Here is a 23,445-nt window from a genome sequence, read left to right as displayed (position 1 = left end):
AGAAGCATGCCGGAAAAAATCCGACATGCCAGACTGCTACTTGCCACTGACGGGCATGGCTTGAATGCGCACAGTTGGTGAGCCTTTGCCGCCAAAAAAGGTCAGGTCATCAGCAATGGCATCGATTTTTTGCAGTAGCTCAGCCAGATTGCCGGCCAGTGCCACTCCCCGTACCGGTTTGGTTAACTGGCCTTTCTCAATCAGGAAACCGGCTGCTCCAACGGAAAAATCCCCGGAAATGGGGTTGGCTGTATGCATGCCCATTACTTCCGTGACATAGAAACCATATTCAATCTCTGCCAGCATCTGCTCAGGACTGACGGGTCCAGGTGCGAGAAAGAAATTGGTAGTACCGATTTCAGGAGTGCCTTTAAACCCACTGGGCCGCTGACCATTTCCAGTAGACTGTTTGCCTTCCTTGCGGGCTGCATAAGTGTTGTATAAAAAGCTGTCCAGTCGCCCGGCCTGAATCAGGATGGTCTCCTGGGAAGGCACTCCTTCCCCGTCAAAGGGAGCGGACATAATCGCTCCTGGCCGTCGTCCGTCATCAATAAGAGTAACCAGCGGTGCCGCTACATTGCTGCCGATTTTGCCGGCAAAGAGGGACTTGCCTTTTTGAACGGCCTCTGCGGACAAAGCCGGAGCCAGCACGCCCAGGAAAGCGGTAGCAATGCGGGGAGCAAATACCACTGGCATGGTCGCAGTGGTAAGAGGTTCTGCTCCCAGCATGCGGGCTGCCTGCAAACCCGCTTCCCGCCCGATTTCTTCCGGGTTCAGGCTGTTAAAATCCAGAGCATAATTAAAGTGATATCCAGTCTGGGCTTCCCCCTTATCTTCAGCCACTACAAAGGCATAAGCCCCACAGTAGCCTCCCTCATAACTGGTCTTCAGACCTCTGGTATTGACAATGGCGATAGTGTACTGGCTTTCGGAATACCCGCAGGACTCAGTGATTTTTACCCGCGGATCAGCGGCATGGGCTTGCGCCTCCACCCTTTTAGCCAGCTCGATTTTGGTTTCAACCGGCGTCTGCGCCAGCAGGGGGTCTAGTAATTGAAGCTCAGGATAGTCCTTAGCGTTTTCCGGCAGGCCATAGGCCGGGTCAGCCGCAGTATGTACGGCATTAGCCAGCGCCTGCTCCACTGCCCTTTGCACAGCAGCAGGCGAAAAGTCACTGGTATAGGCAAACCCCAGTTTGCCTTCCCGAAACACTCTAATTCCCAAACCCTGTTCCTCCGCCATTTTCAGGGTTTCCACCTGGCTATTCGCCACATCTACTGACAATTCCCGGGAAGAGGAGAGATAAATTTCCCCTTCCACCGTTCCCGCTTTTTTCAAATACGCCAGAGCCTGTTCCCCTATACGCAGGAGTTCTTCCTGTTTCATCCGGCCAACTCCTTTCTTTATCTTCTGCTTAGTATAATTCATCATTCTGGCCCGTATTCCTGCCTGAAAGAAAAAACGGCCCGAAAGGGGCCAAACCGAAAAGATAGGGGGTAGGTATATGCTAACGGCCACAAAGACCGTGTAGCAGCATTTGAAAAACCTGTGGTACCTGGGCCGCCAGACTGTAATGGCGACGGCTCCAGACCCAGCGAGTAACAATATCATCCAGGGTGCCAAAGATCATTTGCCGGGCCAGATATTTATTCAGATCAGAGGCAAAAACCCCCTGGGCCTTCCCTTCTTCAATCAGCTCTTCGATCAAACGGAAATAACCGCGCAGGGTTTCCCCTAGAGCCAGGCGCAAGCGCGGGTCGGACTGGCGCAATTCCACCTGGGTGACTGTGGCCAGATCCGGACTGGCTTCCAGCTTGGTCAGATGAGCTTCCACCAGTTTACGCAGTTTGCTAACCACATCCGGCATTGCTGCGATTTCCTGGCGCACTTCTTCAATAAACTGGCCCATAAACTCATTGAACAAATCAATGAGAATTTCCTCTTTGCTGTCGAAATAGAGATAAATGGTTCCATCGGCTACCCCGGCTTCCCTGGCAATCTTGCTGACCTGGGAGTTGGCATAGCCATTGGCAGCAATCACTTTTACCGCAGCATCGAGGATGGCCTCATACTTCTCTCCCTTTTTCTTTGCCATCTCTCTGCCCCCACCCAATCATTTTTCTGGTTCTCTATCATGTTAGCCAAGGAAAGGCCATTTGTCAAGCCCCGAGCTGCTCTTTCAACACCCGCCGCAAAATTTTGCCAGTGCTGTTTTTGGGAAGCTCCGGCGTAATAATTATTTTGGCCGGCACTTTATATTTAGCCAAATGCTGGTGACAATGCTCTAAAACCTCTTCCTCAGTTAAAGTTTGACCAGCTTTAGTAGCGACAAAGGCCACTACCGCTTCACCATAATCCGGATCTGGCACACCGATTACCGCCGCTTCTAGCACCTGGGGTATCTGATATAAGACCTCTTCTACTTCCCGGGGATAAACATTGTAGCCACCAACGATGACCATGTCCTTTTTGCGGTCTACAATATAGAGATAACCCTCTTCATCCCGCCGGGCTAAATCGCCGGTATGCAGCCAGCCGTTCCGCAAGGCTTCCGCCGTAGCTGCTGGATTATTGAAATAACCGGCCATGACATTCGGTCCCTTTACAACCAGTTCTCCTACTTCTCCTGCCGGTAGTTCGCGGTCATTGTCATCCACAATTTTCACCTCCACCCCTGGAATGGTCAAACCAATGGACCCAGGTTTGCGGGCCCCATCAATGGGGTTGAAGGACACTACCGGACTTGCTTCAGAGAGCCCATAACCTTCCAGAATAATAGTCCGGAATTTGGCTTCGAAATTGCGCAACAGCTCTACCGGCAAAGAAGCTCCCCCGGAAATGGCCAGCCGCAAACTGCGAAAATCTTCCGGACGAGCGTTAGGAATTTGCATAATAAAATTGTACATCGTCGGCACCCCGGCAAAGACTGTTGCCTGCCAGTCCCTGATCACATTTACCACTTCAGCTGGTGAGAATTTGGGCAGGATATACATCGGACTTCCTACCAGTACGGCCATATTCATGCAGACAGTCATGCAAAACACATGGAACATAGGCAAAACAACTACAAAACGATCATCTGCAGTAGCCCGGACATAATGCCGTAATGACTCTGCATTGGAACAAAGATTTTTATGAGTGAGCATAGCTCCCTTCGGCTTCCCGGTGGTGCCAGAGGTGTAGAGGATTACCGCTACATCATCTTCATGTAGCTCCGGCCAGCTGGTTAAAGGCACTGCCTCTAAAGCCTCAGCCCAGCTAATGGCCCCCTCTACCTTTTCTCCACAGGCAATTACCCAGCTCAAATGCGGCAAGTAAGCTCTATACTCCAGCAAAGCTGCAGCAATCTGTGGTAAAGTCACAACCCCGACAGACTGACTGTCCATCAGAATATAGCCGATCTCATCTCTGGTATAAAGGGGATTAATGGGAATCACACGGGCACCCAGGCTAACCACAGCATAATAGGTGATGAGAAATTCCGCCGAATTGGGCAAAATCAAAGCTACAGAACAATCTTCCTTAACCCCAAGTTCTCGCAATTTACCCGCCAGCCTGGCTACCTGCTGTCCCAGTTCCGTGTAGGAGCAGGTTTTACCAAGATAAGTATAGGCCTCCGCCTCTCCCCTTTGCTGTACACTATTAAATAAATTCTCCCGCAAGTTCATTGTCTCTTACCTCCCTATGAATGAACGCTCATTCCCCTCCTTTGATTGTAAAGTATTATTTTCTGAAAATATATTCATTTCGCCGAAAGGTCGAAAATCGTCCATGAAATGCCAAAAACAGCCCCCTAACGGAGGCTGTAATAGTGAACATTATCTTTAGCGGTTACTGTCACTTTTCCTTCCTGTTCTAGCAGGTCCAGATGCCCCCAGACCTTGGAGATGCCCAGGAAAACATCCAGGGCCTTCATGTCGGGATACACCTGGCAAGCTATTTGGTAGGGAGTTTGGGGCGTGATATCCAGGGCTGCCATTACCGTTTGCTCCCGCTGTTGATGATAGTCACGGAACCGCGCCAGAACCGCGGCCAGATCAGTAAAGGGCTGGCCATGGCCCGGATAGACCAGCTTTACCGGCAATGCTGCTACCATTTCCACGCTCTGCAAGTACTCCAGCATTGACCGCCGCCGCTGGCCATCCTTACCCTTGTCCAGAATGGGATTGGGGGAAATATCGCTTAAAATGTGGTCCCCGGAATAGAGAATTCCATGCTGACGCAGATAAAAACAACAATGTCCCGCTGAGTGTCCGGGAGTAAACAGGGTTTCCAGCGGGCCCTGTACCGTTTCAAAAACATCTCCGGCTTTTAATGCCCTTACTTCTACATCCTGCAAAGGCACTACATAGGATTGCCGCGACTTCTGGTAAACTTCCGTTAATTCCGCCAGCATCTCCCCTGGCACGCCGCCCTGGATCAGCAGCTCCGCCCTGGCCAGAGCCTGGCTTCCCGGCTCCTTTAATCGTTGAAACTCATCTTCATTTAAGTAGACCGGACAATTATGCTCACGGGCTATTTCCGCTGCCAGCCCCAGATGGTCGGGATGGCCATGGGTAACCAGTACACCCTGCAAAGGAGCAGGCAGCCAGTCCTTAATCAGCTGCCGGGCTTCAGGGGTCGCCACCCCGGCATCAATTAAATAAAAACCCTTTTCCCCCTGTAAGGCATATAAGTTAACCGGCCCCACCGGAAAAGGTGTAGGAACTGTCAGTTGCATCTACATTGCCCCCTTAATGAATAACTGTTCATGAAAAAAAGTATATACTATTCCACCATAATCTGCAAGACAAAAAACAAACTCCCTGCTTTTATTAAGCAGGGAGCAGTTTGAATTAACCTAATTCCGGGCAGGTTTGTTCTTTAATACCCAGATTAATGCTATTACAGCAGCTGCCAGCAATAGGCCCTGGGCTGCCAGGGATTCCATGGAAGGATACAGGCCAATCCCTTGCACTTTGGGAATCCAGGGAATGATCGTTTCACCAACAACCTTTCCTTCCTGCAATTCGTGAATCCCCACTCCGGTAAATTTAAAGGCCAGATAATAGAGCAAGACCCCGGTAATGGTGAAGAAAGGTTTAATGGGAACCTTCATCCCGAAGACGAAAATGGCAACGGCAACAGCCGCCAGAGCGGCAGTGGCAATAACCATACCGGTACCAGCACTGGCCCAGCCAATCTGAGGGATCAGGGCAGCGTAAAACAGAACTGTTTCAAATCCTTCCCGGAATACCGCCAGAAAGGCTACAAAAGCCAGGGACAGGACATTATTTTGCGCCAGGGACGCCTGCGTCTGACCGGAAATATATTTTTGCCACTGTTCAGCATTGGCTTTGCTGATTAACCAGTAACTTACATAGAACAACATGCCAGCTGCGATAAGAGAAATTGCCCCTTCAGCGATTTCCCGGTTAGCCACATTGGCAGTAAAGGCAGCACCAAAGACCCACGCCACCAGGAAAGAGGCCACAACACCGAGGATAGCGCCAGCATAAAGATATTTCACTTTGTCATTTTGTCCAGCCTTGCGCAAAAAAGCCAGTAAAGCTGCAAACACCAGCAAGGCCTCGAAACCTTCTCGCAGTAGAATAGTGGCGGAATCGATTATGCCACTCATATTGCCTTTTTGGACCTGAGCTTCTTCCCCTGGGGCTTTTTCATCTTGCAGTTGCTTGACCAGGGCCTCAAGGGCTTCTACCTTTTCCTTGATTTTTCCCTGTTCAGGAGCAGAAGTTGCTAAAAGTTTCTTGGCTTCATCCAGAGTATTTTCAATTTGTTCGTGCAAGCCTTTCTGACTGGCCTTGACTTCTGCCTCAATTACTTCATATTTCTCATAGAATTCTGCCAGTTCAGCTTTGGCTTTCTCCCAGTTTTGTTCTTCCACAGCTTGCAAAGCTGCTTCCAGTTTTTCCTGCAACTCAGCCAGCACTTTAACTTTGCCTTCAGCTTTCTGCTCAGCCGGTGCGATGGCAACCAGTCCGGATTCGATTTTTTCCATGGCCTCTTTTACCTTCTCTGCGGAAACCGGATTCCGGGCCAACAGGGATTTAATCTCATCTACTCCTGCTTCAATAGCTTCATGGGCCTCCCGGTTAGATACCTCTACCTGTTTCTCAATGGTTTCATAGCCCAGATAAAATTCCCCGATTTCCTCTTTTACTTTATTCCAATCTCCTGCCTTTGCGGCTGCTTCCGCTTTTTCGAAGATTTCCTTTAACTCTTTTTGTTTGGCAGCCACATCTACTGTCTTACCTTCAGCAGCATCTTCCTGGCCGGACAGTTCTTTTAATTCACCGGCAATCGCTTCAAGATGTTGCTCTACCTCTTCGCTTTTCACCTGCCTGGCAGCCAGCAGTTTTTTAACCTCATCCACATGTTCCTCAATTTTCTCATGTTCTTTAGCAGCTACTGCCTTGACCTGGGTTTCAATTCCTTCGTATAGCTCATAAAATTCCTTGATTTCCTTTAAAGCCTCGGTATTTTCACCCTTTTTTACCGCCTCTTCCGTTTCCTCCAGGACACGCAATAAAGCCGGGATTTTGGCAGTAGCTTCTGCTGGCATTTTTGTTGCGGCCCAGACGGAGCTGGTTGTAAGCAAAATGGTGGACACCCCTAATGCCGCTAGCCATTGTTTGACTTTCATTGTTGTTCCTCCTTATGATAATGATTTTCAATTGCATTATACTGCTAATGAAAGTCATTGTCAATGGCTATAGTCCTTTTTTAGTCCATTTGTACTATAAACAAAATAAAAAGCTGTCGTCCTTCAGTCGACAGCTTTTGCCAGTTCCGCTTTTTGCTGAGCCTCCCGGCTGATGATACCCTTTACCTGATCCAGAATGACCAGCACCTCGGGATGCACTATCCTGTAATGTACCCAGCTCCCTTCCCGTCGGCTGCTCACCAGGCCCTGCCGGCGCAGGATCGCCAGATGCTGGGAGATATTGGCCTGGTCCGCCTGTAAATCCGCAATAAACTGACAGACACACACTTCCCCCTGGCGCAATTTCTCCAGTATCTGCAAACGCAACGGATGGGCCAGGGCTTTTAGTATGTCTGCTTGAAGTCGCCATACTTTATCCTCCATGTTAAGCTTGCCTCCTTCGCAATTGTGCCAGTACGTCCTCCATCTCTGCCGGAAGTGGAGCAGTAAATTCCAGATATTCCCCCGTGCGCGGATGTTTAAACCCCAGCAGATAAGCATGGAGCAATTGCCCTGCCAGGCCAAAATGGGCTTTTTGGGGGCCATACTTGGGGTCCCCTACTACCGGATAACCCAGATAGGCCATGTGTACCCGAATTTGGTGGGTGCGACCTGTTTCCAGTTTACATTCCACCAGGGTATAATCACCAAAGCGCTCTTTCACCCAGTACCGGGTAAAGGCAGGTTTCCCGTTTTTGACGTTAACTGCCATGCGTTGCCGGTCTTTAGGATCCCGGCCGATAGGGGCATCCACTATTCCCGCTGGCTCTGTGATATTACCATGAACTAAAGCCAGATAGCGGCGGTTGACTGAACGTTCCTTGATCTGAAGGGCCAACTGCTGGTGGGCCCAGTCATTTTTGGCCACCATCAGAAGGCCGGAAGTATCCCGGTCCAGGCGATGGACAATCCCCGGCCGCAGCTGGCCATTGATACCTGACAGGTCCTTACAGTGCCAGAGCAAGGCATTGACCAGTGTCCCCGTCCAGTGACCTACCGCCGGATGAACCACCAGGCCCCTGGGTTTATTGATAACAATTACATCCTGGTCCTCATAGACCACCTCCAGGGGAATGGGCTCCGGCTCTACCGTCAGGGGCCGAGGGACAGGAACCTGCAGATTGACTTCATCTCCAGCTTTTAATTTATAGTTGGCTTTTATTTTTTGACCATTAACCTGAACCTGACCTTCATCAATGAGAGTTTGTACGCGACTGCGACTCAAATCATCATATTTTCTGGCCAATGCTAAATCCAGCCTGGTGCCCGCCCACTCTGGCTCTACCTGCCAGCTTCGTTCTTCCACCTCAGCTGTTTCAGCCTCAGATTCCAGATCCTCTTCATCTTCAGGCCAGAATTCATTAACCTTCATGCTCTGATACTTCCTCCTTTTTCTCCTGTTGCCACAAATGCCAGATCAGCATCCCCACTCCTACTGTAATGCCGATATCCGCCACATTGAACACAGGCCAAACCTGAAAGTCCAGAAAATCCACTACGTAACCAAATCTAAGGCGGTCAATGGCATTGCCAATAGCACCAGCTGCCTGCAAGGCCAGCGCAGTCCGCAACCAGAGCTGTTCCCGTCCAATCCGGGGCAGGTAAAATAAGACAACAGCCACTACCACCAGAGCCACCAGCAAAAACAGGCCCGTCTTAAAAGGCATCAAACCGAAGGCCGCCCCCGGATTAGAAACATGGGTAAGGTGAAACACCCCCGGCCAGATTGGGATGGAATTGCCTTCCGGCAGATAATTTAAAACCAGATATTTGGTCAGCTGGTCCAGGGCCAGCCAGCCCGCTAAAAGCCTCCAGAACATTCTCTTCCCTCCAAAAAATTTCGCTCTCCTCATTTTATCATAGCTTTTACAACTCCGCTACTTGATAGTATAATAGAGAGGAAGGGAGTGTGAATTCAATGGCGAGCAACTGGGACATTCGCCGCATTTATCTATATCTGGTCGCTTTTGCTACCCTGATGATGATGGTGATCGGTGCCATCCGGGTTGTGGATGCAGTGGTCAATATCGTTTACCCCGAACCCCCTCCGGTAGTTTACAAAGATCCTAACAGTACCCAGGCCAGCAAGGAGGAACTGCAACTCGAACAGGAACGGCAGCGCTACTATCGAATTAGAGAATTAATCAGCTCCCTGGCTATATTCGGTGTTGCCACTCCGGTTTACCTCTATCACTGGCATAAAATTCAGCGCTCGGAAGCATAAAATGGGCCCTCCGCAAATCCTGCAAGCGGAGGGCTGGCTTGTTTTATGCTTCTGTCCAGATTACCCGGTTGCGCCCTTGTTGTTTGGCCAGATAGAGGCGGCGATCAGCACTGGCCAGCAAGTCCTCAGCTGATTTGTCTGCCCGACTGAAAGCCAGACCGATACTGACAGTAACCCGGACCTGGCGGTCACAGAACTGAAACTCCTCGGCTGCAATCTGGTTACGCATCCTTTCGGCAATGCGCACTGCTACTTCCGCCGGCACATCGTAAAGAATAACGACAAATTCTTCCCCACCATAACGCACTGCCGCATCCCGGCCGCGAATCCCCTGTTGTAAAATCTGTCCCACCCGTTCTAAGACCCGGTCGCCGAAGTTATGACCATATGTATCATTAATTTGTTTAAAATGATCAATATCCACCATCAAAACGGCAACCTGTTTCCCCATTAGACCGGCCTTTTTCAGGGTCTCAGGAAATTTTTCCTCCAGGTAGCGGCGGTTCCACAGGCCCGTCAGGCTATCCACATAAGCCTGGCGAGCCAGCACCTCCAGCTGTTCCCGCAGCTGTTCACAGCGCTGGATGATCTCATTTCTGGCACCGATCAGATGGGAAATGTCCTTGATGATTTCCAGCACATACTCGCCTCCGGCCAGGGGCATAGCAACGACCAGGAAGATTTTATCTTCATAGATTTCCACCTTTTCCTCCTGCCCACAGGAATGTTTGGACCGCTGGCCGACGCAATTCTGGCAGGGGTGAGGGCGTTGCCAGAATTCATGACAGCTGATTTCCTGCTTTTTCAGTTCCCCGTCAGCAGTCAATATATACTGGTCATGGCTGGCACAACAAACTAGGCGCACTGCATCATACAGACCGGCTAAAATTTCATTGATTGAGCTTTTTATCACATTCAGCAATACTTCCTGCACAAATTTTCCCCCTAAAATTATTTTTAGTCAATATTTTAAGGGGGAAAATCCACTGGCGTCAAGAGCAATTTATTCTTCATCTCCGGGAGTTTGACCCCAGATCACCCCATCTTCCCGGTCATAGGGAATATGGTCTACATCTTCGGTATAGCCAGCATTTTCGTCAAAATCCAGACCGCCGGTATAGGAGCCTGCCCCGGCAGCATCACTGTGTTCATTCCAGCGATAGAGAGCCTGCATGGCATCTTCCCCGTCAAACATCTGCTCATCTTCGGCATCGCCCAGTTCCCGGAAATTGGTATCATGGCTCTGCATGGCCAGGGGCGGTACCACTACATCCTCTTCAATGGGGCGGGGATGGCGTTTGGTTCCCAGCTGTTCCTGATGGCGCTGGCAGCGTAAACAGGCAGTAGCCCAGGGCATGGCTTCCAGCCGCTCGCGCGGAATGGTTGCTCCACAGAATTCGCAGATGCCGTAGTTACCTGCTGCAATTGCCTGTAAGGCTCTTTCTCCTTTGGACAGCAGGACTTCGAAATTGTCCTGGATTCCCAGTTCCTTTTCCCGTTCATACAGCTCACTGGCCACATCAGCAGGATGATTATCGTAGAGGGAGAGTTCGGAAGTAGTTTCCTGGAAGGAACGTCCCAGGCCATCCTCCCGTAAATCCCGCAGGCTTTCCTGCCATTCTGCCATCGCTTGCTTGATTCTTTCTGCTTGCTGTTGCATAAACTGCTGGTCCATCATACTGCCTCCTCAGTCCAGGATGACCACACAATCATTGAGGGAGCGCCGGGCCGGTTTGGCAGATTCCTCAGCAGCATATCCCAGAGGAATAATGGCCACCGGAAGCTCATCCTCCCCTGCCCCGATTATACGCCTGACTTCCTTCTCCAGAAAGGCCCCTACCCAGCAACTGCCCAGGCCGACGGCATGGGCAGCCAGCAACAGGTTCATGATAGCGGCTGCTGTGTCCTGAATGACATAAAGGTCCCGTCCCCGGGGCCCATAATGGGCAGCCACCAGTTCCGGCAGTGCTGAGACCACTATCACTACCGGGGCAGAAGCGATAAACTCCTGTTGCCAGGCTGCCTCTCCCAGGGCCTTTTTGCTCTCCTCTTTTTTGATCACGTAAAATTTCCAGGGCTGCAGATTGCCGGCACTGGGGGCCTGCAGAGCTGCCTCCAGAATGCGGGTAATGGTGGCATCAGCCACTGCTTCCCCGCTGAAACGGCGTACACTCCGCCGTTCTGCTATAGCAGCAAAGACATCCTTGGTCATACCGCTTCCTCCTATGGGCGAATTTGTAACTGGGTCTGGACAATTTTCACCAGTTCAGCAATAAAGGAGCCGATCAGGGGCAGGTTTAAGATGGCCAGGCGCCGCAGGATATAAATCAGCAGCGCTCCTAGCAGGGCAAAGCCAATGGCCATACCAAACCCCCGGGCAATACCGGCCAGGAAATTGAGATAAAGCAAGCGGGTTGGCTTGCGCAGTAATTCTACATACTCGGCCAGTTTCATCTTTTCCATCGCCAGGCCCAGTTCCTCGATTTTTCTCTCCAACCGGGCCCAGGTTTCACGCTCCGTCATGCCCATCCCCCGTTTCTGCCCTCAGTTTACCCCCGTGTACCGGGAAAAATTCATGGAAGCAGTTCCTGCAAAGCCTCCTGGTAAGTCGCTAAATCCCGTGATTTGAATAAAACAAACCGCACTTCCTTAAGGGTAGTGGCTTTTTCCAGAAAAGTGATTACCGTGCCCAGCGCGACCCGTGCCGCCTCCGCCACAGGATAGCCATAGGCCCCGGTGCTGATGGAAGGAAAAGCGATAGTGCTAACCCCCCTTTCTTCGGCCAAACGCAAACTGCTCTGATACGCCTTTGCCAGCAATTGGGCTTCGCCGGCCTTTCCTCCCTGCCAGATGGGTCCAACGGTGTGGATCACATACCTGGCTGGCAGCTTGCCCCCGGTGGTAATCACCGCCTCCCCGGTGGGCAGAGGTCCCCTTTGGGTACGAATGGCCTGGCATTCAGCCATAATTTGTGGCCCTCCGGCCCGATGAATAGCACCATCTACTCCGCCACCCCCGGCCAGGGCGTTATTGGCGGCATTGACGATAGCATCCACATGCTGCTGGGTTATATCCCCCTGAATTAGCCGTAACCTAATTCCGTTGATTATTCTTTCCACAAAACATCACCCCCGGTTACCATTTTATCCTGGCCTTAAAATTAATGACAATATATCAAAAAATCCTCCCTGCCAGAGGGAGGATTTACAATTAATTTTTCAAGCTATTGATCGGTGCAGGAATCCGGCCACCGCGGGCCACAAAGGCAGCGCTGCTCTCCCGGTGTACCGGCATGATGGGAGCCCTGCCCAGGAGACCGCCAAACTCCACCACTTCCCCTACCTGTTTACCTGGCACAGGTATAACCCGTACAGCAGTAGTCTTCTGGTTAATCATGCCGATAGCCGCTTCATCAGCAATAATGGCACTGATGGTTTCCGCCGGTGTATCTCCTGGAATAGCTATCATGTCCAGTCCGACAGAACAGACACAGGTCATGGCCTCCAGTTTGTCGATGGTCAGGGTTCCGGCTTCTGCCGCCCTGATCATGCCGGCATCCTCACTGACCGGGATGAATGCTCCGCTCAGTCCACCAACATAGGAAGAAGCCATGGCACCGCCTTTTTTGACGGCATCATTGAGCAATGCCAGGGCCGCCGTGGTCCCATGGGTACCTGTCCTTTCCAGCCCCATGGCTTCCAGGATATCAGCCACACTGTCCCCGATGGCCGGTGTAGGGGCCAGAGACAGATCCACAATGCCAAAAGGCACTCCCAGCCGGCGGGATGCTTCCCGGCCGATCAACTCACCCATGCGAGTAATTTTGAAGGCAGTTTTCTTGATGGTCTCGGCCAGGGTGCCGAAATCAGCATCAGGCATTTTGCTGACCACATTGCGGACCACCCCTGGACCACTGACTCCCATATTGATAACCGTTTCCGGTTCCCCTATCCCGTGGAAGGCGCCGGCCATAAAAGGATTGTCCTCAGTAGCATTGCAAAAAACCACCAGCTTGGCACAGCCAAGACCATCCCGGTCAGCGGTTAGCTGAGCGGTTTCTTTGATGATTTGCCCCATCCAGGCAACAGCATCCATGTTGATCCCTGCCCGGGTGGTCCCGACATTGACGGAAGAGCAAACCAGTTCCGTCTGGGCCAGTGCCCGGGGAATGGACTTGATCAAGTTAATATCCCCTTTGGTAAAACCTTTATGAACCAGGGCGGAAAAGCCACCGATAAAATTAACCCCAACCTCTCTGGCTGCTTCATCCAGCGCCAGGGCCAGTTCCGTATAATCATCGGCCCGGCAGGCTTCTCCCACCAGAGCGATGGGCGTAACGGAAATACGTTTGTTAACAATGGGAATACCATATTCCCTTTCCAGCTCTTCCCCCACCGCCACCAGCCGGGCCGCCCTGGTCGTGATTTTGTCATAAATACGCCGCCGTACTTCCTTTATGTCTTCATGAGCACAATCCCGCAAACTGATGCCCATAGTAATGGTCCGAATATCCAGGTTTTCTTCCTGCACCATCCGGATGGTCTCCAGAATTTCTCTGTTGGTTAGCATGTTCGCCGTCCCCCTTCTTAAATCCGGTGCATATAGCGGAAAATATCTTCCTGCTGAATGCGAACCTGCACTCCCAGTTCCTGGCCTTTGGCATCCAGGGCCGCCGCCAGGGCAGAAAAATCTATAGTGGCCTCTTCCAGGTCTACCAGCATCATCATGGTAAAGAATTCCTGCATAATGGTTTGCCGAATATCCAGAATATTGACATTATAGCCAGCCAGCACTCCCGTTACCCCGGCAATGATACCTACCCGGTCCTGTCCTAATACCGTTACAATAGCGCGATTGGATTTTTTCATTTTTACCACCCCTGTTTCTGCACAGACTTTAGCTTATAGTTACTATGTTATAACAAGTACATACCTGCTGACAAGTCTTTTTTAGATGTATGCAAGATACTTGCGCGGTTAAACCTAACAGTGGAGGAGGTGTATCCCTTGGTGAGAGAAGAAATTTTGCCAGCTGAAATAGCCGCCCCTGTTTTCATCTCTCCTTATCTGGAGCCCTATCCCGAGCCCTGGCCGGTACCGGTCGGTATCTCTGCCCGCCATATCCATTTAACCCAGCGCGACCTGGAGGAACTGTTTGGCCCCGGCTATCAGCTCACTCCGGCCAAACCCCTCAGTCAACCGGGCCAGTATGCCGCCCAGGAAACCCTCACTCTGGTCGGCCCTAAGGGTGTCCTGGAGGAAGTGCGGATTTTAGGTCCCTGCCGCCCTTATAACCAGGTGGAACTCTCCGGCACCGATGCTTATCAGCTGGGACTGGAACCACCCATTCGGGATTCCGGGGATCTGGATGGTACTCCCGGCATCGTTCTGGTGGGACCCCGGGGTTCTGTCGACCTGCCTTTTGGGGTTATCAAGGCCGCACCCCACCTGCATCTGGACCCGGCTACCGCCCGGCAGCATGGCCTGGAAGACGGGGATCGCCTGCAGATATTAGCAGAAGGGGAAAAAGAAGTGGTATTCAATAACGTCCTGGTCAGGGTTTCCAGGGATTATCTGCCCGACTTTCATCTCGATACCGATGAGGCCAATGCTGCCGGGATTAGACAGGGACAACAGGTTCTAGTGATCGCAAAAAGACTATTGCCTGCTTAATGGATTCTGGTATATAATGAAAAAAAGCAATAGTGATACTACCTGGGGGTGCTCGTTGAGCCGGGCTGAGAAGGACGGGCGATGAACCGTTCTAACCCTTTGAACCTGAGACGGATAATACCGGCGGAGGGAAGGTAGGTGAAAAGATCAGCGCTTTTTGCTTACACTGCACCTGACCGACCCGGTCAGGTGCTTATTTCTTAGGGGAGGAGGATGTGCATGAAAAAACTGGATTTATCCCTGTATGTAATCAGCGGCCAGCATCTGGCTCAGGGCAGGGAATTGCTGGCAGTGATGGAAGCTGCCCTGGTCGGTGGAGCCACCGTGATACAGCTGCGGGAAAAGAATCTGTCCGGCCGCGAGCTGGTAGCTGCTGGTCTGGCCCTCAAGGAACTGGCCCACCGCTATGGAGCCACCTTTATCGTCAACGACAGGGTGGATATTGCTCTGGCCGTTGATGCCGATGGTGTGCATTTAGGCCAGGATGACCTGCCGGTTACCATGGCCCGGCAAATCATGGGACCAGATAAGATCATCGGCCTTTCCACCCATTCCTGGGAACAGGCCCTGGCTGCCAGTAAACTGCCGGTAGACTATATCGGGGTTGGACCCGTTTTCCCCACCAGTTCCAAACCCGATGCGGAAAAACCTGTAGGCCTGAGCCTGGTACAGCGTGTAGCCCGGGAATTATCTGTCCCCTTTGTTGCCATCGGGGGTATTAATGCCGGTAATATCCAGCAAGTACTGGCTGCCGGTGCCCGCAATGTAGCTGTCATATCCGCTGTGGTAGCCGCCCCTGATGTAACAGCTGCCGCCCGGGAGCTGAAAAATTTCGTGGCCGGAGGTAGAAAGGCATGAATAACTCACGTTTTGAACGCCAGCTGGTGATGCCGGAAATCGGCCCGGAAGGGCAGGCCAAATTAAAACAGGGTCGGGTGCTGGTTATCGGCTGCGGGGGCCTGGGCTCGGCCGTTACCTATTACCTGGCTGCTGCCGGTGTCGGCACCCTGGGGCTGGCCGATAATGATCGGGTTGAAGACTCCAACCTCAATCGTCAGATTTTACATGGCAGTCACCGCCTGGGTTGGCCCAAGACCACCTCGGCCGCCCGCACTCTGCAGGACTTTTATCCCGATTTACAGGTTAACCTGCACCAGGAGCGCATTACCGCTGATAATCTGTTGACCCTGGTCCGGGAGTACCAATATGATTTTGTTATTGATGCCAGTGATAACTTCGATACCAAATTCCTGATCAATGACCTCTGTGTTCAAGCGGGAATCCCCTTTTCCCACGCCGGTGTCCTGGCCTGGGAAGGGCAAACTCTGACCTGGGTGCCAGGCGGCCAGACTCCTTGTCTGCGTTGCTTCTTCCAGGCGGCTCCCCCGCCGGAAATTACTCCCACCAGCAAAACGGTGGGAATTCTGGGTGCCGTCGCCGGTACCCTGGGAACCATCCAGGCCCAGGAAGCGATAAAGTTTTTGCTGGGTGCCGGCCAGCTCTTGACCGGACGTTTGTTCATTTTTGATGGCCTCGACATGACGGCCCGCACCCTGCCCTTTGCCGTTAAGCCTGAATGCATCTGTCAAAGGAGGTAGGTTTTATGGTGGAAATTCTCCTGAACGGCCAACCGACTTCGATTGAAGCGGGCACTACTATCGCCGCCTTACTGGCCAGCAAAAACCTCAATCCCCAGCTGGTGGTTGTGGAAGTAAATCGGGAAATTATCGACCGCAACCGCTTCGCAGAAGTGGCATTAAATCCGGGCGATCAGGTGGAAATCGTGAAATTTTTAGGAGGAGGTTAAGACTATGGCTGATCAGTTGCAAATCGGTCGCTATACTCTCAATAGCCGGCTCTTTATCGGCAGTGGCAAATTGCCCCATACCCTCATGCCGGAAGTAATTGCCGCCGCCGGGGCTCAGGTTGTTACCGTAGCTCTGCGGCGGGTGGACTTTACCCACCCGGAAGATAATATCCTGGATTATCTTCCCAAAGACATTATCCTCATGCCCAATACTTCCGGAGCCCGTAATGCCGAGGAAGCGGTGCGCCTGGCCCGTCTGGCCCGTGCAGCCGGTTGCGGTGACTGGATTAAAATTGAAGTAATCCCCGACCAGAAATATTTGTTGCCTGATAATTACGAAACTTTAAAAGCGACGGAAATTCTGGCCAAAGAAGGCTTTACCGTTCTGCCCTATATGTCTCCTGACCTGATGATGGCCAAAGCCATGGAAGCAGCCGGAGCTGCCGCTGTCATGCCCCTGGGTGCCCCTATTGGTACTAACCGGGGCCTGAAAACCAGAGAGCTGATTGGCATTATGATCGAGGAGTGCCAGGTTCCAGTGATTGTGGATGCCGGGATCGGCCGTCCCTCCCATGCTGCTGAAGCCCTGGAAATGGGCGCCGCTGCCGTCCTGCTCAATACTGCCATAGCCACTGCCCGGGACCCGGTGGCAATGGCTGCTGCCTTCCGGCAGGCGGTAGAAGCGGGACGAACAGCTTATCTGGCCGGACTGGGTCCGGAATCCAGCCTGGCCCGGGCCAGCTCCCCCCTGACCGGTTTCCTGGATTGAGGTGAATAAAAATGAGTTTTTTCGATTATGCTCAAACCTATACCGCCGCCAATCTGGAAGAACGGCTGACAACTGCCCGTCCGGAACAAATCAGGGCCTTGCTGGGCAAAAACTCCCTCCATCCCCTGGAGTTTTTGCTCCTGCTCTCCCCCGCTGCCGGCGGACTACTGGAAGAAATGGCCCAGCGGGCCCATGCCCTGACCATGAAACATTTTGGTCGTAATATCCTTTTATATACACCCCTCTATCTCAGCAATTACTGTGTTAACAAATGCACTTATTGCCATTTTCATGCCGGTCAATCCCTGCCCCGACGTACTCTGACCAGGGAAGAGGTCTGGCAAGAGGGGCAAACTCTGGCTGCCGCCGGATTTCGCCATCTCCTGCTGTTAACCGGCGAATCGCGCCGCCATGCCAGTCTGGAGTATCTGGCTGAATGTATTAACATACTAAAACCCTATTTCTCCTCTCTGGGACTGGAAGTTTACCCTCTGACCGAGGCGGAATACCGGCAGATGGTAACAGCCGGGGCAGACAGTTTGACCATCTATCAGGAAGTATATGATCCTGAGCTTTATGCCCGCTATCATCTGGCCGGGCCCAAAAAGGATTACCATTTCCGGCTGGACGCACCGGAACGAGCTTGCCGGGCGGGCATGCGCCGGGTCAACCTGGGTGCTCTGCTGGGCCTGGGACCATGGCGGATGGAAGCCTTTCTGGCTGGACTGCATGCCTATTACTTGCAAAAAAAATACCCGGAAGTGGAAATCGCTCTTTCAGTTCCCAGGTTAAGACCACTGCCAGGCAGTCAGCCCCCCTATCCGGTCAGTGACCGGGAATTAGTCCAAATAATCCTGGCTTTTCGTCTTTTTCTGCCCCAGGCTGGCCTAACCCTCTCCACCCGAGAGCGAGCAGAATTGCGGGATCACCTGGTGCCTCTAGGTATCACTTCTATGTCCGCCGGTTCCAAAACCACTGTTGGGGGTTATGCCGTAGAAGCCGATGCCAGCGCTGGACAGTTCAGTGTTGCTGATGAAAGACCTGTAGAAGAAATAAAAAGGATGTTGTTAAGTAAAGGCTATCAGCCGGTCTTCAAGGACTGGCCCCGTTTTTGTTAAAAATATACTTGCCAAATAGGAATAGTGGGGTTATAATTGTTAGCAACAACTAATGCAAGTACACACTTTCACATATCGGAAAGGAGTCTGGCAATGACTATGCAAACAAAACCCCGTATTCTGATTTTGGGCGCAGGCTATGCAGGCATGATTTGCGCCAAAAAGCTCTCCAAAAAACTGCCCCCCGAACAGGCGGAAATAATCCTGGTCAATAAACACTCTTACCATCAGTTTCTGGCGCAAATCCATGAACCCGCCGCCGGACGCAATGATTTTGAAGATGTGCGGGTAGAAATCGCAGAAGTGCTGGATTTAAACCGGGTCCGGTTTCACAAGGGGATTGTCTCCAGCATAGATCGGGAACGCCAGCAAGTACACCTGAGTGATGGCACTGTCCTCAGCTATGATTATCTGATTATCGCTCTGGGCAGTGAACCAGAGTATTTCGGCATTCCCGGCCTGGCTGAAAATGCCCTGACCTTGCACAGTTTAAATGGGGCCCGCTTGATCCATACTCACATTGCCAACGCCCTGGCCCGCTACAAAGCTGAGCCGGAGCAAAAACACCTGCTGACCTTCGTCATCGGTGGCGCCGGGTTTACCGGGGTAGAACTGGCTACTGAGCTGGCCGACTGGTTGCCGGAACTGGCCCGTCGCTATGATATCCCGGTCGAAAAAACCAAAATCATTAATATCGAAGCTGCTCCCTGTGTTTTGCCGGGCAATGATGCCTTCCTCTGTGAACAGGCAGCTCAAATTATGGCCGCCAAAGGCATCGAACTTATAACCCAGGACCCCATTCATCACGTGGAATCCGAGCTGGTTTGTCTTAAATCAGGCCGGCAAATCCACACCGGTACCATCATCTGGACCGGCGGCGTCCGGGGCAATCGTGTCGTCGAAGCGAGCGGCTTCCCTGTTCAGCGAGGCCGTACCCCTGTGGATGCATTTAACCGGGCCCAGGGCTGGGAAAACATTTTCGTCATCGGTGACTGTTCTTTGCCATTCGGTCCGGAAGGAAAACCTCTCCCCCCTACTGCTCAGGTCGCTTTACAGCAAGCTGAGCATGTAGGGGAAAACCTGGTTAACTTGCTGACAGGGCAACCCCTTACTCCCTTCCGATTTATTCATCGGGGAGTGGTAGCGTCCCTGGGACGCCGTTATGCTGTGGGTAAGGTCAAAAAATACCGGGCCACCGGCCTGATCGGTCATATTCTGAAAGAAGCAGTAGCTATCCGCTACCTCTATAAACTGGGAGGATTGCCCCTGGTCATCAAAAAAGGCTTGCTCGCCTAACGGAGCAAGCCTTTTTTATTTCTGAAAGGATAGCTGCAAAACCACAATTTCCGGCTGATTGCCTATGCGGAAAGGTGGCCCCCAGGTACCATAGCCAGAAGACACTACCACCTGCAACGAACCTTTGCGATAATAGCCCCAGTCCACCTCATAGATACGACTGGTTAAATAATTATTAGGCCAGAGCTGACCGCGATGGGTATGTCCGGAGACCTGCAGGTCTATACCTGCCATTAAACTTTCCTCCAGTTGCCGGGGTTGATGGTCCATCAGCAGCATGGGTTTATGGCGGTCCAGGTTCTTGATTATTTCCGCCAAGGGTTTTCTTTTTTTACCGGTAAATCGTTCCTTTACCTGATCTTCCCGGCCAATCAGGTAGAGACTGTTTGCTACGAATACAGCCTCATCCCTTAATACGGTAATGCCTGCTTCCCTTAAGGCTGCCACTGCTCTTTCCGCTTCACCTCCGATATATTCATGATTACCGGTGACAGCATAAACCCCATAGCGGGAATGAAGCTGGCGAAAGGCATCCGCCATCTTTTGTTCGATAAAAGGAGCGGTATCTTCATCAATAATATCTCCTACTAGTAACACCAGGTCCGGCTTGATGGTATTGATTTGCCGGACAGCCTGTTCCAGACGCTGTTTGTGATTGATCCGTCCCAGGTGCAGGTCGCTGAGCATAACGACCTTCAAGCTGTCCAGTTGCCCACCTGGCTTATTGATATTGACCGCATAGGTACGCACCACTGGCTGGCGGGCATTGTAAAAACCGTAGACTAACAGCCCGACAATAAACAGAAAAAGCCCCAGGCCTAGAATAGGTGTCAGCGAATTCGGCCATAAACCCATCCGTCCCAGTACAAATTTAATCAGATCAAAAATAATTAAGCTCAGGAGTAAATAATAAAATGCTCCCATCCACCAGGATCCCAGCATAGTAAATCCCCAGCTGTCCAGCCAGGGTAAAAACCTTTTGCCCAGTCTTCCAATTAGATAGGCAAGCGCCAGTAACCAGAAAACAACCCAGTAAAACTTTCTGTCCAGCCAGGGGAGCCAGTAACTGAACAGCAGCCAGCCCCGCCGGCCAACGTAATAATTAAGCAAAACATAGATGCTTAAAAAAATGGCAAGAAAGATATAGAAACCATTATGGCGCACCAACTGCCACTCCTTGTAACAACATTTTCGCATCTAGCCCCTATATTGTGCCATAAATTTTAAAGAGATACAAGAGGAGGAAGGGATATGAATGGTATCTATATCTCCCTCTCTGTCCGCAAACTTTATCTCCTGCAAAATGGCAAGCCCCTGGCCATCTACCCTATTGCCATCGGCAAACCCCAGACTCCGACCCCGCAGGGGAATTTTCGTATACTGGAGAAAATAATCAATCCCGGGGGCATCCTGGGCAGCCGCTGGCTAACCTTTCATTTCGTCCCCCGGGGTAAATACGGTATTCATGGTACTAACAATCCCGCTTCAATCGGCCTGGCCGTTTCCAATGGCTGTGTGCGCCTCCACAATCAGCATATCGAAGAGCTTTTTTCCCGGGTTAGCATCTGGACCCCGGTCTGGATTCGTTCTGAGCCCTGGTCGGAACTGGCAAAGTAAGCGGCGATTTTTTCCTGAGTCAGGGAATTTTTTAAAAAAGCCATGAAGCTAGCTGCTGCTGCAAATTCCCTTTCCGGATAATTTGCCCAGAGCTGGTATTCCCCCTGAAAGCCTATAACCTTAAGCTCTTGCAGCAGCATATTAGCCTGGTAATAAGCCAGAGTCACCCTTTTCGGCACCAGGGCTACGCCCTGTCCTGTTCTGGCAGCTGTTAAAACAGCATCCAGACTGTCCAGAGTGATGACCTGACTGCAATTAATGTTATGTTTACCCGCAACCATAGCAAAAGGATAACTTGCTTTTAGCGTAAAAATCCGTTGGCGGGCAAGTTCATAAAAATTAATGGTTTTTAGACTGGCAAGGGGATGTTTTTTAGCTGTCAGCAGAACTAGTTTATCTCGATAAACTGCTTCGCCTGTGTACTCCGGGATCTTCAGTCTTTCAGCACTGATAACCAGAATATCTTTACTGGCGGTTAGAAAATCCAGGGATCCCTCCACCTGTTCAACAGGGACCCGTGGATAAATCTTCTTAAAATTTTCCAGTAACCAGGTCAGAAAAGGGCCTTTAATCATGCTGGCAATCCTTAGCCTCTGTTTTGCCTGCTGGCAGCTGAGTTTACACAAATCCAGCTGGGCCTTCTCCCAGAGCTGAAGCAACTCCCGCCCATAAAGTTCCAGCAAAATACCGGCTTCTGTTAATTCCAGATTTTTTTTGCCCCTGATCAGCAGTCTGGTATTCAGCCTTTCCTCTAGCACCTTAATCTGTTTGGTAACTGCTGGCTGGGAAACTCCCAATCTCTCAGCTGCTTCCGTTAAATTCCTGCATTCAGCCACTACTACCAGCGTTTTTAAATAATCCAAATTCATCGAATTTCACCTCAATCGTCGATTGGGGCCTAGCAGTTTAATCTCTTCTACTATTTCCCTGGTAGTAGAAGCGAATTTTTGCCCTTCCGCTCCTGATATCCAGCGGGCTCTCAACCGACCCGGTTCATAGCCTACATATTCCAGTAATCGCTTGAAAATCAAAAATCTTCTGCGCGTGAAATAGTTACCAGTAGCATAATGACAATCACCCGGATGACAGCCAGCCACCAGTACCCCATCGGCCCCATGCTGAAAAGCTTTAAGAATAAATTGCGGATTTACCCTGCCGGAACAGGGCACCCGGATGACCCTGACATTAGGCGGTTGTTGCAAGCGGCTAATCCCTGCCAGGTCTGCCCCGGCATAACTACACCAGTTACAGCAAAATCCAATGATTTTAGGCTGCCATTCCTTTACTGACATGCCCAGACCACCTCCGCCAGCAATTGCTCATTGGTGTAACCACTGAGATTCAACGCCCCGGAACGACAGGCAACGGTACAGGCACCACAGCCCTGACAGAGCCCTTTATTTACCATAGTCACCCATCGCCCCTGGCTTTCCTTGAACTCTAAAGCATGATAGGGACATATGCTTTGACAATGCATACATCCTGAACAAAGCTGCTCATTTACTTCTGCAACCATCGGATTGGTTACCAGATGTTGCTGGGCAAAGAGGGCTGTTACTTTGCTGGCCGCTGCACTGGCCTGCGCCACTGTGTCCGGGATATCTTTGGGCCCCTGACAGCAACCGGCTAAAAATATGCCAGCAGTATTGGTTTCAACTGGCCTCAATTTGGGGTGAGCTTCCATGTAAAAGCCATTGCTGTCCGCAGCGAAGCTGCAAATCTGGGCCAGCTGTTCCGCACCGGCAGCCGGTACCATTCCGGTAGCCAGAACCACCAGATCAGCCGCGATTTCTACCTTCTGCCCGCTGAGGGTATCTTCACCCCAGACGATCAATCTGTTATCTCGTTCATAAATTTTGGCGACTCTGCCACGCAGGTAATTAACCCCATATTCCTCTACTGCCCTCAGGTAAAATTCCTCATACATCTTACCAGCAGTTCGCACATCCATATAAAAGACATAGACCTCCGCTGACGGGATTTTTTCCTTGATTTGCATTGCATGTTTGGCAGTATACATGCAACAGGCTCTGGAACAATAACTCTTGCCTTTCCGGTAGTCCCGGGAACCGACACATTTGACCAGAACCACACTCCGGGGAACTTTACCGTCAGAAGGCCGCAGGATTTTGCCGCCGGTAGGTCCGGATGCATTTAACAGGCGTTCCAGTTGTAAACCGCTGATGACATCCTGGTATCTACCCCCGCCATATTCCTCATATCTGGTCCAGTCAAA

The 23,445-nt window shown here is 51.4% G+C and carries 28 protein-coding genes and 1 riboswitch; of the genes, 9 read left to right on the top strand and 19 right to left on the bottom strand.

Annotated features, from left to right (window positions below; genetic code table 11):
* Positions 1-36: 36 nt before the first annotated feature.
* The 8 genes from JDF658_RS07905 to lspA form a co-directional block, all read right to left on the bottom strand.
* Positions 37-1,386 (bottom strand): TldD/PmbA family protein, encoded by a 1,350-nt coding sequence (locus tag JDF658_RS07905; protein WP_079907093.1) that lies wholly within the window; start codon positions 1,384-1,386, stop codon positions 37-39.
* Between the two features lie 121 nt (positions 1,387-1,507).
* Positions 1,508-2,095, bottom strand: a complete 588-nt coding sequence (locus JDF658_RS07900) for a TetR/AcrR family transcriptional regulator (protein WP_079907091.1) — start codon at positions 2,093-2,095, stop codon at positions 1,508-1,510.
* A 64-nt stretch (positions 2,096-2,159) separates the two neighbouring features.
* Positions 2,160-3,668: a long-chain-fatty-acid--CoA ligase gene (locus JDF658_RS07895; RefSeq protein ID WP_079907089.1), complete on the bottom strand. Its 1,509-nt coding sequence runs from the start codon at positions 3,666-3,668 to the stop codon at positions 2,160-2,162.
* 125 nt (positions 3,669-3,793) lie between these two features.
* Entirely contained in the window at positions 3,794-4,720 is a 927-nt protein-coding gene (locus tag JDF658_RS07890; RefSeq protein WP_079907087.1) for an MBL fold metallo-hydrolase, read from the bottom strand.
* A 120-nt stretch (positions 4,721-4,840) separates the two neighbouring features.
* Positions 4,841-6,646: a sporulation protein YpjB gene (locus JDF658_RS07885; RefSeq protein WP_079907085.1), complete on the bottom strand. Its 1,806-nt coding sequence runs from the start codon at positions 6,644-6,646 to the stop codon at positions 4,841-4,843.
* A gap of 123 nt (positions 6,647-6,769) precedes the next feature.
* Positions 6,770-7,090, bottom strand: coding sequence for a metalloregulator ArsR/SmtB family transcription factor (locus JDF658_RS07880; RefSeq protein WP_079907083.1), 321 nt, complete (start codon positions 7,088-7,090; stop codon positions 6,770-6,772).
* A gap of 1 nt (position 7,091) precedes the next feature.
* The gene (locus JDF658_RS07875; RefSeq protein WP_200805655.1) at positions 7,092-8,078 is read right to left on the bottom strand and encodes an RluA family pseudouridine synthase; all 987 of its coding nucleotides are present in this window, start codon (positions 8,076-8,078) and stop codon (positions 7,092-7,094) included.
* Entirely contained in the window at positions 8,068-8,526 is a 459-nt protein-coding gene (lspA, locus tag JDF658_RS07870) for a signal peptidase II (RefSeq protein ID WP_078665067.1), read from the bottom strand. The genes JDF658_RS07875 and lspA overlap by 11 nt, the downstream gene beginning before the upstream one ends.
* A gap of 98 nt (positions 8,527-8,624) precedes the next feature.
* On the opposite strand from lspA, the gene JDF658_RS07865 reads away from it, so the two are divergent.
* A complete protein-coding gene (locus JDF658_RS07865; RefSeq protein ID WP_079907081.1) occupies positions 8,625-8,930 on the top strand; it encodes a DUF5671 domain-containing protein in 306 nt (101 codons plus the stop codon).
* Positions 8,931-8,973: 43 nt separating this feature from the next.
* Here the strand turns inward: JDF658_RS07865 and JDF658_RS07860 are convergent, their stop codons facing one another.
* The 7 genes from JDF658_RS07860 to JDF658_RS07830 all read right to left on the bottom strand — a co-directional run bounded on the left by JDF658_RS07860 (position 8,974) and on the right by JDF658_RS07830 (position 13,798).
* A complete protein-coding gene (locus JDF658_RS07860; RefSeq protein ID WP_079907080.1) occupies positions 8,974-9,864 on the bottom strand; it encodes a GGDEF domain-containing protein in 891 nt (296 codons plus the stop codon).
* Between the two features lie 69 nt (positions 9,865-9,933).
* Positions 9,934-10,605 carry a TraR/DksA C4-type zinc finger protein gene (locus tag JDF658_RS07855; protein WP_159071830.1) on the bottom strand — a complete coding sequence of 224 codons (672 nt, stop codon included), beginning with the start codon at positions 10,603-10,605 and terminating at the stop codon, positions 9,934-9,936.
* A 12-nt stretch (positions 10,606-10,617) separates the two neighbouring features.
* Positions 10,618-11,142, bottom strand: coding sequence for a nitroreductase family protein (locus tag JDF658_RS07850; protein WP_079907078.1), 525 nt, complete (start codon positions 11,140-11,142; stop codon positions 10,618-10,620).
* Between the two features lie 11 nt (positions 11,143-11,153).
* Positions 11,154-11,453 (bottom strand): DUF5665 domain-containing protein, encoded by a 300-nt coding sequence (locus JDF658_RS07845; protein ID WP_078665062.1) that lies wholly within the window; start codon positions 11,451-11,453, stop codon positions 11,154-11,156.
* Positions 11,454-11,503: 50 nt separating this feature from the next.
* Positions 11,504-12,049 carry an O-acetyl-ADP-ribose deacetylase gene (locus JDF658_RS07840; protein ID WP_078665061.1) on the bottom strand — a complete coding sequence of 182 codons (546 nt, stop codon included), beginning with the start codon at positions 12,047-12,049 and terminating at the stop codon, positions 11,504-11,506.
* A 91-nt stretch (positions 12,050-12,140) separates the two neighbouring features.
* Positions 12,141-13,499 carry a PFL family protein gene (locus JDF658_RS07835; protein ID WP_078665060.1) on the bottom strand — a complete coding sequence of 453 codons (1,359 nt, stop codon included), beginning with the start codon at positions 13,497-13,499 and terminating at the stop codon, positions 12,141-12,143.
* 17 nt (positions 13,500-13,516) lie between these two features.
* Complete coding sequence (locus tag JDF658_RS07830; protein ID WP_078665059.1) at positions 13,517-13,798, bottom strand: ACT domain-containing protein; 282 nt, start codon at positions 13,796-13,798, stop codon at positions 13,517-13,519.
* 141 nt (positions 13,799-13,939) lie between these two features.
* Between JDF658_RS07830 and pduL the strand changes: the two genes are divergently transcribed.
* The 7 genes from pduL (at position 13,940) to JDF658_RS07795 (ending at position 19,592) form a co-directional block, all read left to right on the top strand.
* On the top strand, positions 13,940-14,602 hold the full coding sequence (gene pduL, locus JDF658_RS07825; RefSeq protein ID WP_307167941.1) for a phosphate propanoyltransferase: 663 nt from the start codon (positions 13,940-13,942) through the stop codon (positions 14,600-14,602).
* Positions 14,603-14,636: 34 nt separating this feature from the next.
* Positions 14,637-14,751: riboswitch (TPP riboswitch) on the top strand.
* Between the two features lie 70 nt (positions 14,752-14,821).
* Positions 14,822-15,460, top strand: a complete 639-nt coding sequence (gene thiE / locus JDF658_RS07820; RefSeq protein ID WP_107753206.1) for a thiamine phosphate synthase — start codon at positions 14,822-14,824, stop codon at positions 15,458-15,460.
* Complete coding sequence (locus tag JDF658_RS07815) at positions 15,457-16,200, top strand: HesA/MoeB/ThiF family protein (RefSeq protein WP_079907077.1); 744 nt, start codon at positions 15,457-15,459, stop codon at positions 16,198-16,200. The genes thiE and JDF658_RS07815 overlap by 4 nt, the downstream gene beginning before the upstream one ends.
* A gap of 5 nt (positions 16,201-16,205) precedes the next feature.
* Positions 16,206-16,409 carry a sulfur carrier protein ThiS gene (gene thiS / locus JDF658_RS07810; RefSeq protein WP_200803466.1) on the top strand — a complete coding sequence of 68 codons (204 nt, stop codon included), beginning with the start codon at positions 16,206-16,208 and terminating at the stop codon, positions 16,407-16,409.
* Positions 16,410-16,413: 4 nt separating this feature from the next.
* Complete coding sequence (locus tag JDF658_RS07805; RefSeq protein ID WP_078665055.1) at positions 16,414-17,178, top strand: thiazole synthase; 765 nt, start codon at positions 16,414-16,416, stop codon at positions 17,176-17,178.
* An 11-nt stretch (positions 17,179-17,189) separates the two neighbouring features.
* The gene (gene thiH / locus JDF658_RS07800) at positions 17,190-18,296 is read left to right on the top strand and encodes a 2-iminoacetate synthase ThiH (protein ID WP_078665054.1); all 1,107 of its coding nucleotides are present in this window, start codon (positions 17,190-17,192) and stop codon (positions 18,294-18,296) included.
* A gap of 93 nt (positions 18,297-18,389) precedes the next feature.
* Positions 18,390-19,592 (top strand): NAD(P)/FAD-dependent oxidoreductase, encoded by a 1,203-nt coding sequence (locus tag JDF658_RS07795; RefSeq protein ID WP_079907075.1) that lies wholly within the window; start codon positions 18,390-18,392, stop codon positions 19,590-19,592.
* A gap of 15 nt (positions 19,593-19,607) precedes the next feature.
* Here JDF658_RS07795 and JDF658_RS07790 read toward each other — a convergent pair whose 3' ends face one another.
* Positions 19,608-20,756: a metallophosphoesterase gene (locus JDF658_RS07790; RefSeq protein ID WP_159446590.1), complete on the bottom strand. Its 1,149-nt coding sequence runs from the start codon at positions 20,754-20,756 to the stop codon at positions 19,608-19,610.
* Between the two features lie 87 nt (positions 20,757-20,843).
* Between JDF658_RS07790 and JDF658_RS07785 the strand changes: the two genes are divergently transcribed.
* On the top strand, positions 20,844-21,209 hold the full coding sequence (locus JDF658_RS07785) for a L,D-transpeptidase (RefSeq protein ID WP_078665051.1): 366 nt from the start codon (positions 20,844-20,846) through the stop codon (positions 21,207-21,209).
* On the opposite strand, the gene JDF658_RS07780 is transcribed toward JDF658_RS07785, so the two are convergent.
* The 3 genes from JDF658_RS07780 to JDF658_RS07770 form a co-directional block, all read right to left on the bottom strand.
* Positions 21,122-22,078 carry a LysR family transcriptional regulator gene (locus tag JDF658_RS07780; RefSeq protein WP_078665050.1) on the bottom strand — a complete coding sequence of 319 codons (957 nt, stop codon included), beginning with the start codon at positions 22,076-22,078 and terminating at the stop codon, positions 21,122-21,124. The genes JDF658_RS07785 and JDF658_RS07780 overlap by 88 nt on opposite strands.
* A gap of 6 nt (positions 22,079-22,084) precedes the next feature.
* Positions 22,085-22,501 (bottom strand): hydrogenase iron-sulfur subunit, encoded by a 417-nt coding sequence (locus JDF658_RS07775; protein WP_079907072.1) that lies wholly within the window; start codon positions 22,499-22,501, stop codon positions 22,085-22,087.
* The coding region (locus JDF658_RS07770) for a CoB--CoM heterodisulfide reductase iron-sulfur subunit A family protein (RefSeq protein WP_143311973.1) at positions 22,492-23,445 on the bottom strand (954 nt) is incomplete at its 5' end. The genes JDF658_RS07770 and JDF658_RS07775, both read right to left, overlap by 10 nt.

Origin of the sequence: Carboxydocella sp. JDF658, assembly GCF_002049395.1 — a bacterium.
Classification (GTDB): Bacteria; Bacillota.
This window is presented reverse-complemented; position numbering and strand designations above follow the sequence as displayed.

Excerpts from the sequence above, each read along its gene's own strand:
- JDF658_RS07780 (WP_078665050.1), bottom strand. The coding sequence starts at position 22,078 with ATGAATTTGGATTATTTAAAAACGCTGGTAGTAGTGGCTGAATGCAGG.
- lspA (WP_078665067.1), bottom strand. The coding sequence starts at position 8,526 with ATGTTCTGGAGGCTTTTAGCGGGCTGGCTGGCCCTGGACCAGCTGACC.
- JDF658_RS07905 (WP_079907093.1), bottom strand. The coding sequence starts at position 1,386 with ATGAAACAGGAAGAACTCCTGCGTATAGGGGAACAGGCTCTGGCGTAT.
- JDF658_RS07855 (WP_159071830.1), bottom strand. The coding sequence starts at position 10,605 with ATGGACCAGCAGTTTATGCAACAGCAAGCAGAAAGAATCAAGCAAGCG.
- thiE (WP_107753206.1), top strand. The coding sequence starts at position 14,822 with ATGAAAAAACTGGATTTATCCCTGTATGTAATCAGCGGCCAGCATCTG.
- JDF658_RS07880 (WP_079907083.1), bottom strand. The coding sequence starts at position 7,090 with ATGGAGGATAAAGTATGGCGACTTCAAGCAGACATACTAAAAGCCCTG.
- JDF658_RS07900 (WP_079907091.1), bottom strand. The coding sequence starts at position 2,095 with ATGGCAAAGAAAAAGGGAGAGAAGTATGAGGCCATCCTCGATGCTGCG.
- JDF658_RS07785 (WP_078665051.1), top strand. The coding sequence starts at position 20,844 with ATGAATGGTATCTATATCTCCCTCTCTGTCCGCAAACTTTATCTCCTG.
- JDF658_RS07850 (WP_079907078.1), bottom strand. The coding sequence starts at position 11,142 with ATGACCAAGGATGTCTTTGCTGCTATAGCAGAACGGCGGAGTGTACGC.
- JDF658_RS07890 (WP_079907087.1), bottom strand. The coding sequence starts at position 4,720 with ATGCAACTGACAGTTCCTACACCTTTTCCGGTGGGGCCGGTTAACTTA.
- JDF658_RS07805 (WP_078665055.1), top strand. The coding sequence starts at position 16,414 with ATGGCTGATCAGTTGCAAATCGGTCGCTATACTCTCAATAGCCGGCTC.
- JDF658_RS07835 (WP_078665060.1), bottom strand. The coding sequence starts at position 13,499 with ATGCTAACCAACAGAGAAATTCTGGAGACCATCCGGATGGTGCAGGAA.
- JDF658_RS07885 (WP_079907085.1), bottom strand. The coding sequence starts at position 6,646 with ATGAAAGTCAAACAATGGCTAGCGGCATTAGGGGTGTCCACCATTTTG.
- JDF658_RS07845 (WP_078665062.1), bottom strand. The coding sequence starts at position 11,453 with ATGACGGAGCGTGAAACCTGGGCCCGGTTGGAGAGAAAAATCGAGGAA.
- JDF658_RS07865 (WP_079907081.1), top strand. The coding sequence starts at position 8,625 with ATGGCGAGCAACTGGGACATTCGCCGCATTTATCTATATCTGGTCGCT.
- JDF658_RS07775 (WP_079907072.1), bottom strand. The coding sequence starts at position 22,501 with ATGTCAGTAAAGGAATGGCAGCCTAAAATCATTGGATTTTGCTGTAAC.
- JDF658_RS07815 (WP_079907077.1), top strand. The coding sequence starts at position 15,457 with ATGAATAACTCACGTTTTGAACGCCAGCTGGTGATGCCGGAAATCGGC.
- JDF658_RS07895 (WP_079907089.1), bottom strand. The coding sequence starts at position 3,668 with ATGAACTTGCGGGAGAATTTATTTAATAGTGTACAGCAAAGGGGAGAG.
- JDF658_RS07830 (WP_078665059.1), bottom strand. The coding sequence starts at position 13,798 with ATGAAAAAATCCAATCGCGCTATTGTAACGGTATTAGGACAGGACCGG.
- JDF658_RS07795 (WP_079907075.1), top strand. The coding sequence starts at position 18,390 with ATGACTATGCAAACAAAACCCCGTATTCTGATTTTGGGCGCAGGCTAT.
- JDF658_RS07875 (WP_200805655.1), bottom strand. The coding sequence starts at position 8,078 with ATGAAGGTTAATGAATTCTGGCCTGAAGATGAAGAGGATCTGGAATCT.
- thiS (WP_200803466.1), top strand. The coding sequence starts at position 16,206 with ATGGTGGAAATTCTCCTGAACGGCCAACCGACTTCGATTGAAGCGGGC.
- thiH (WP_078665054.1), top strand. The coding sequence starts at position 17,190 with ATGAGTTTTTTCGATTATGCTCAAACCTATACCGCCGCCAATCTGGAA.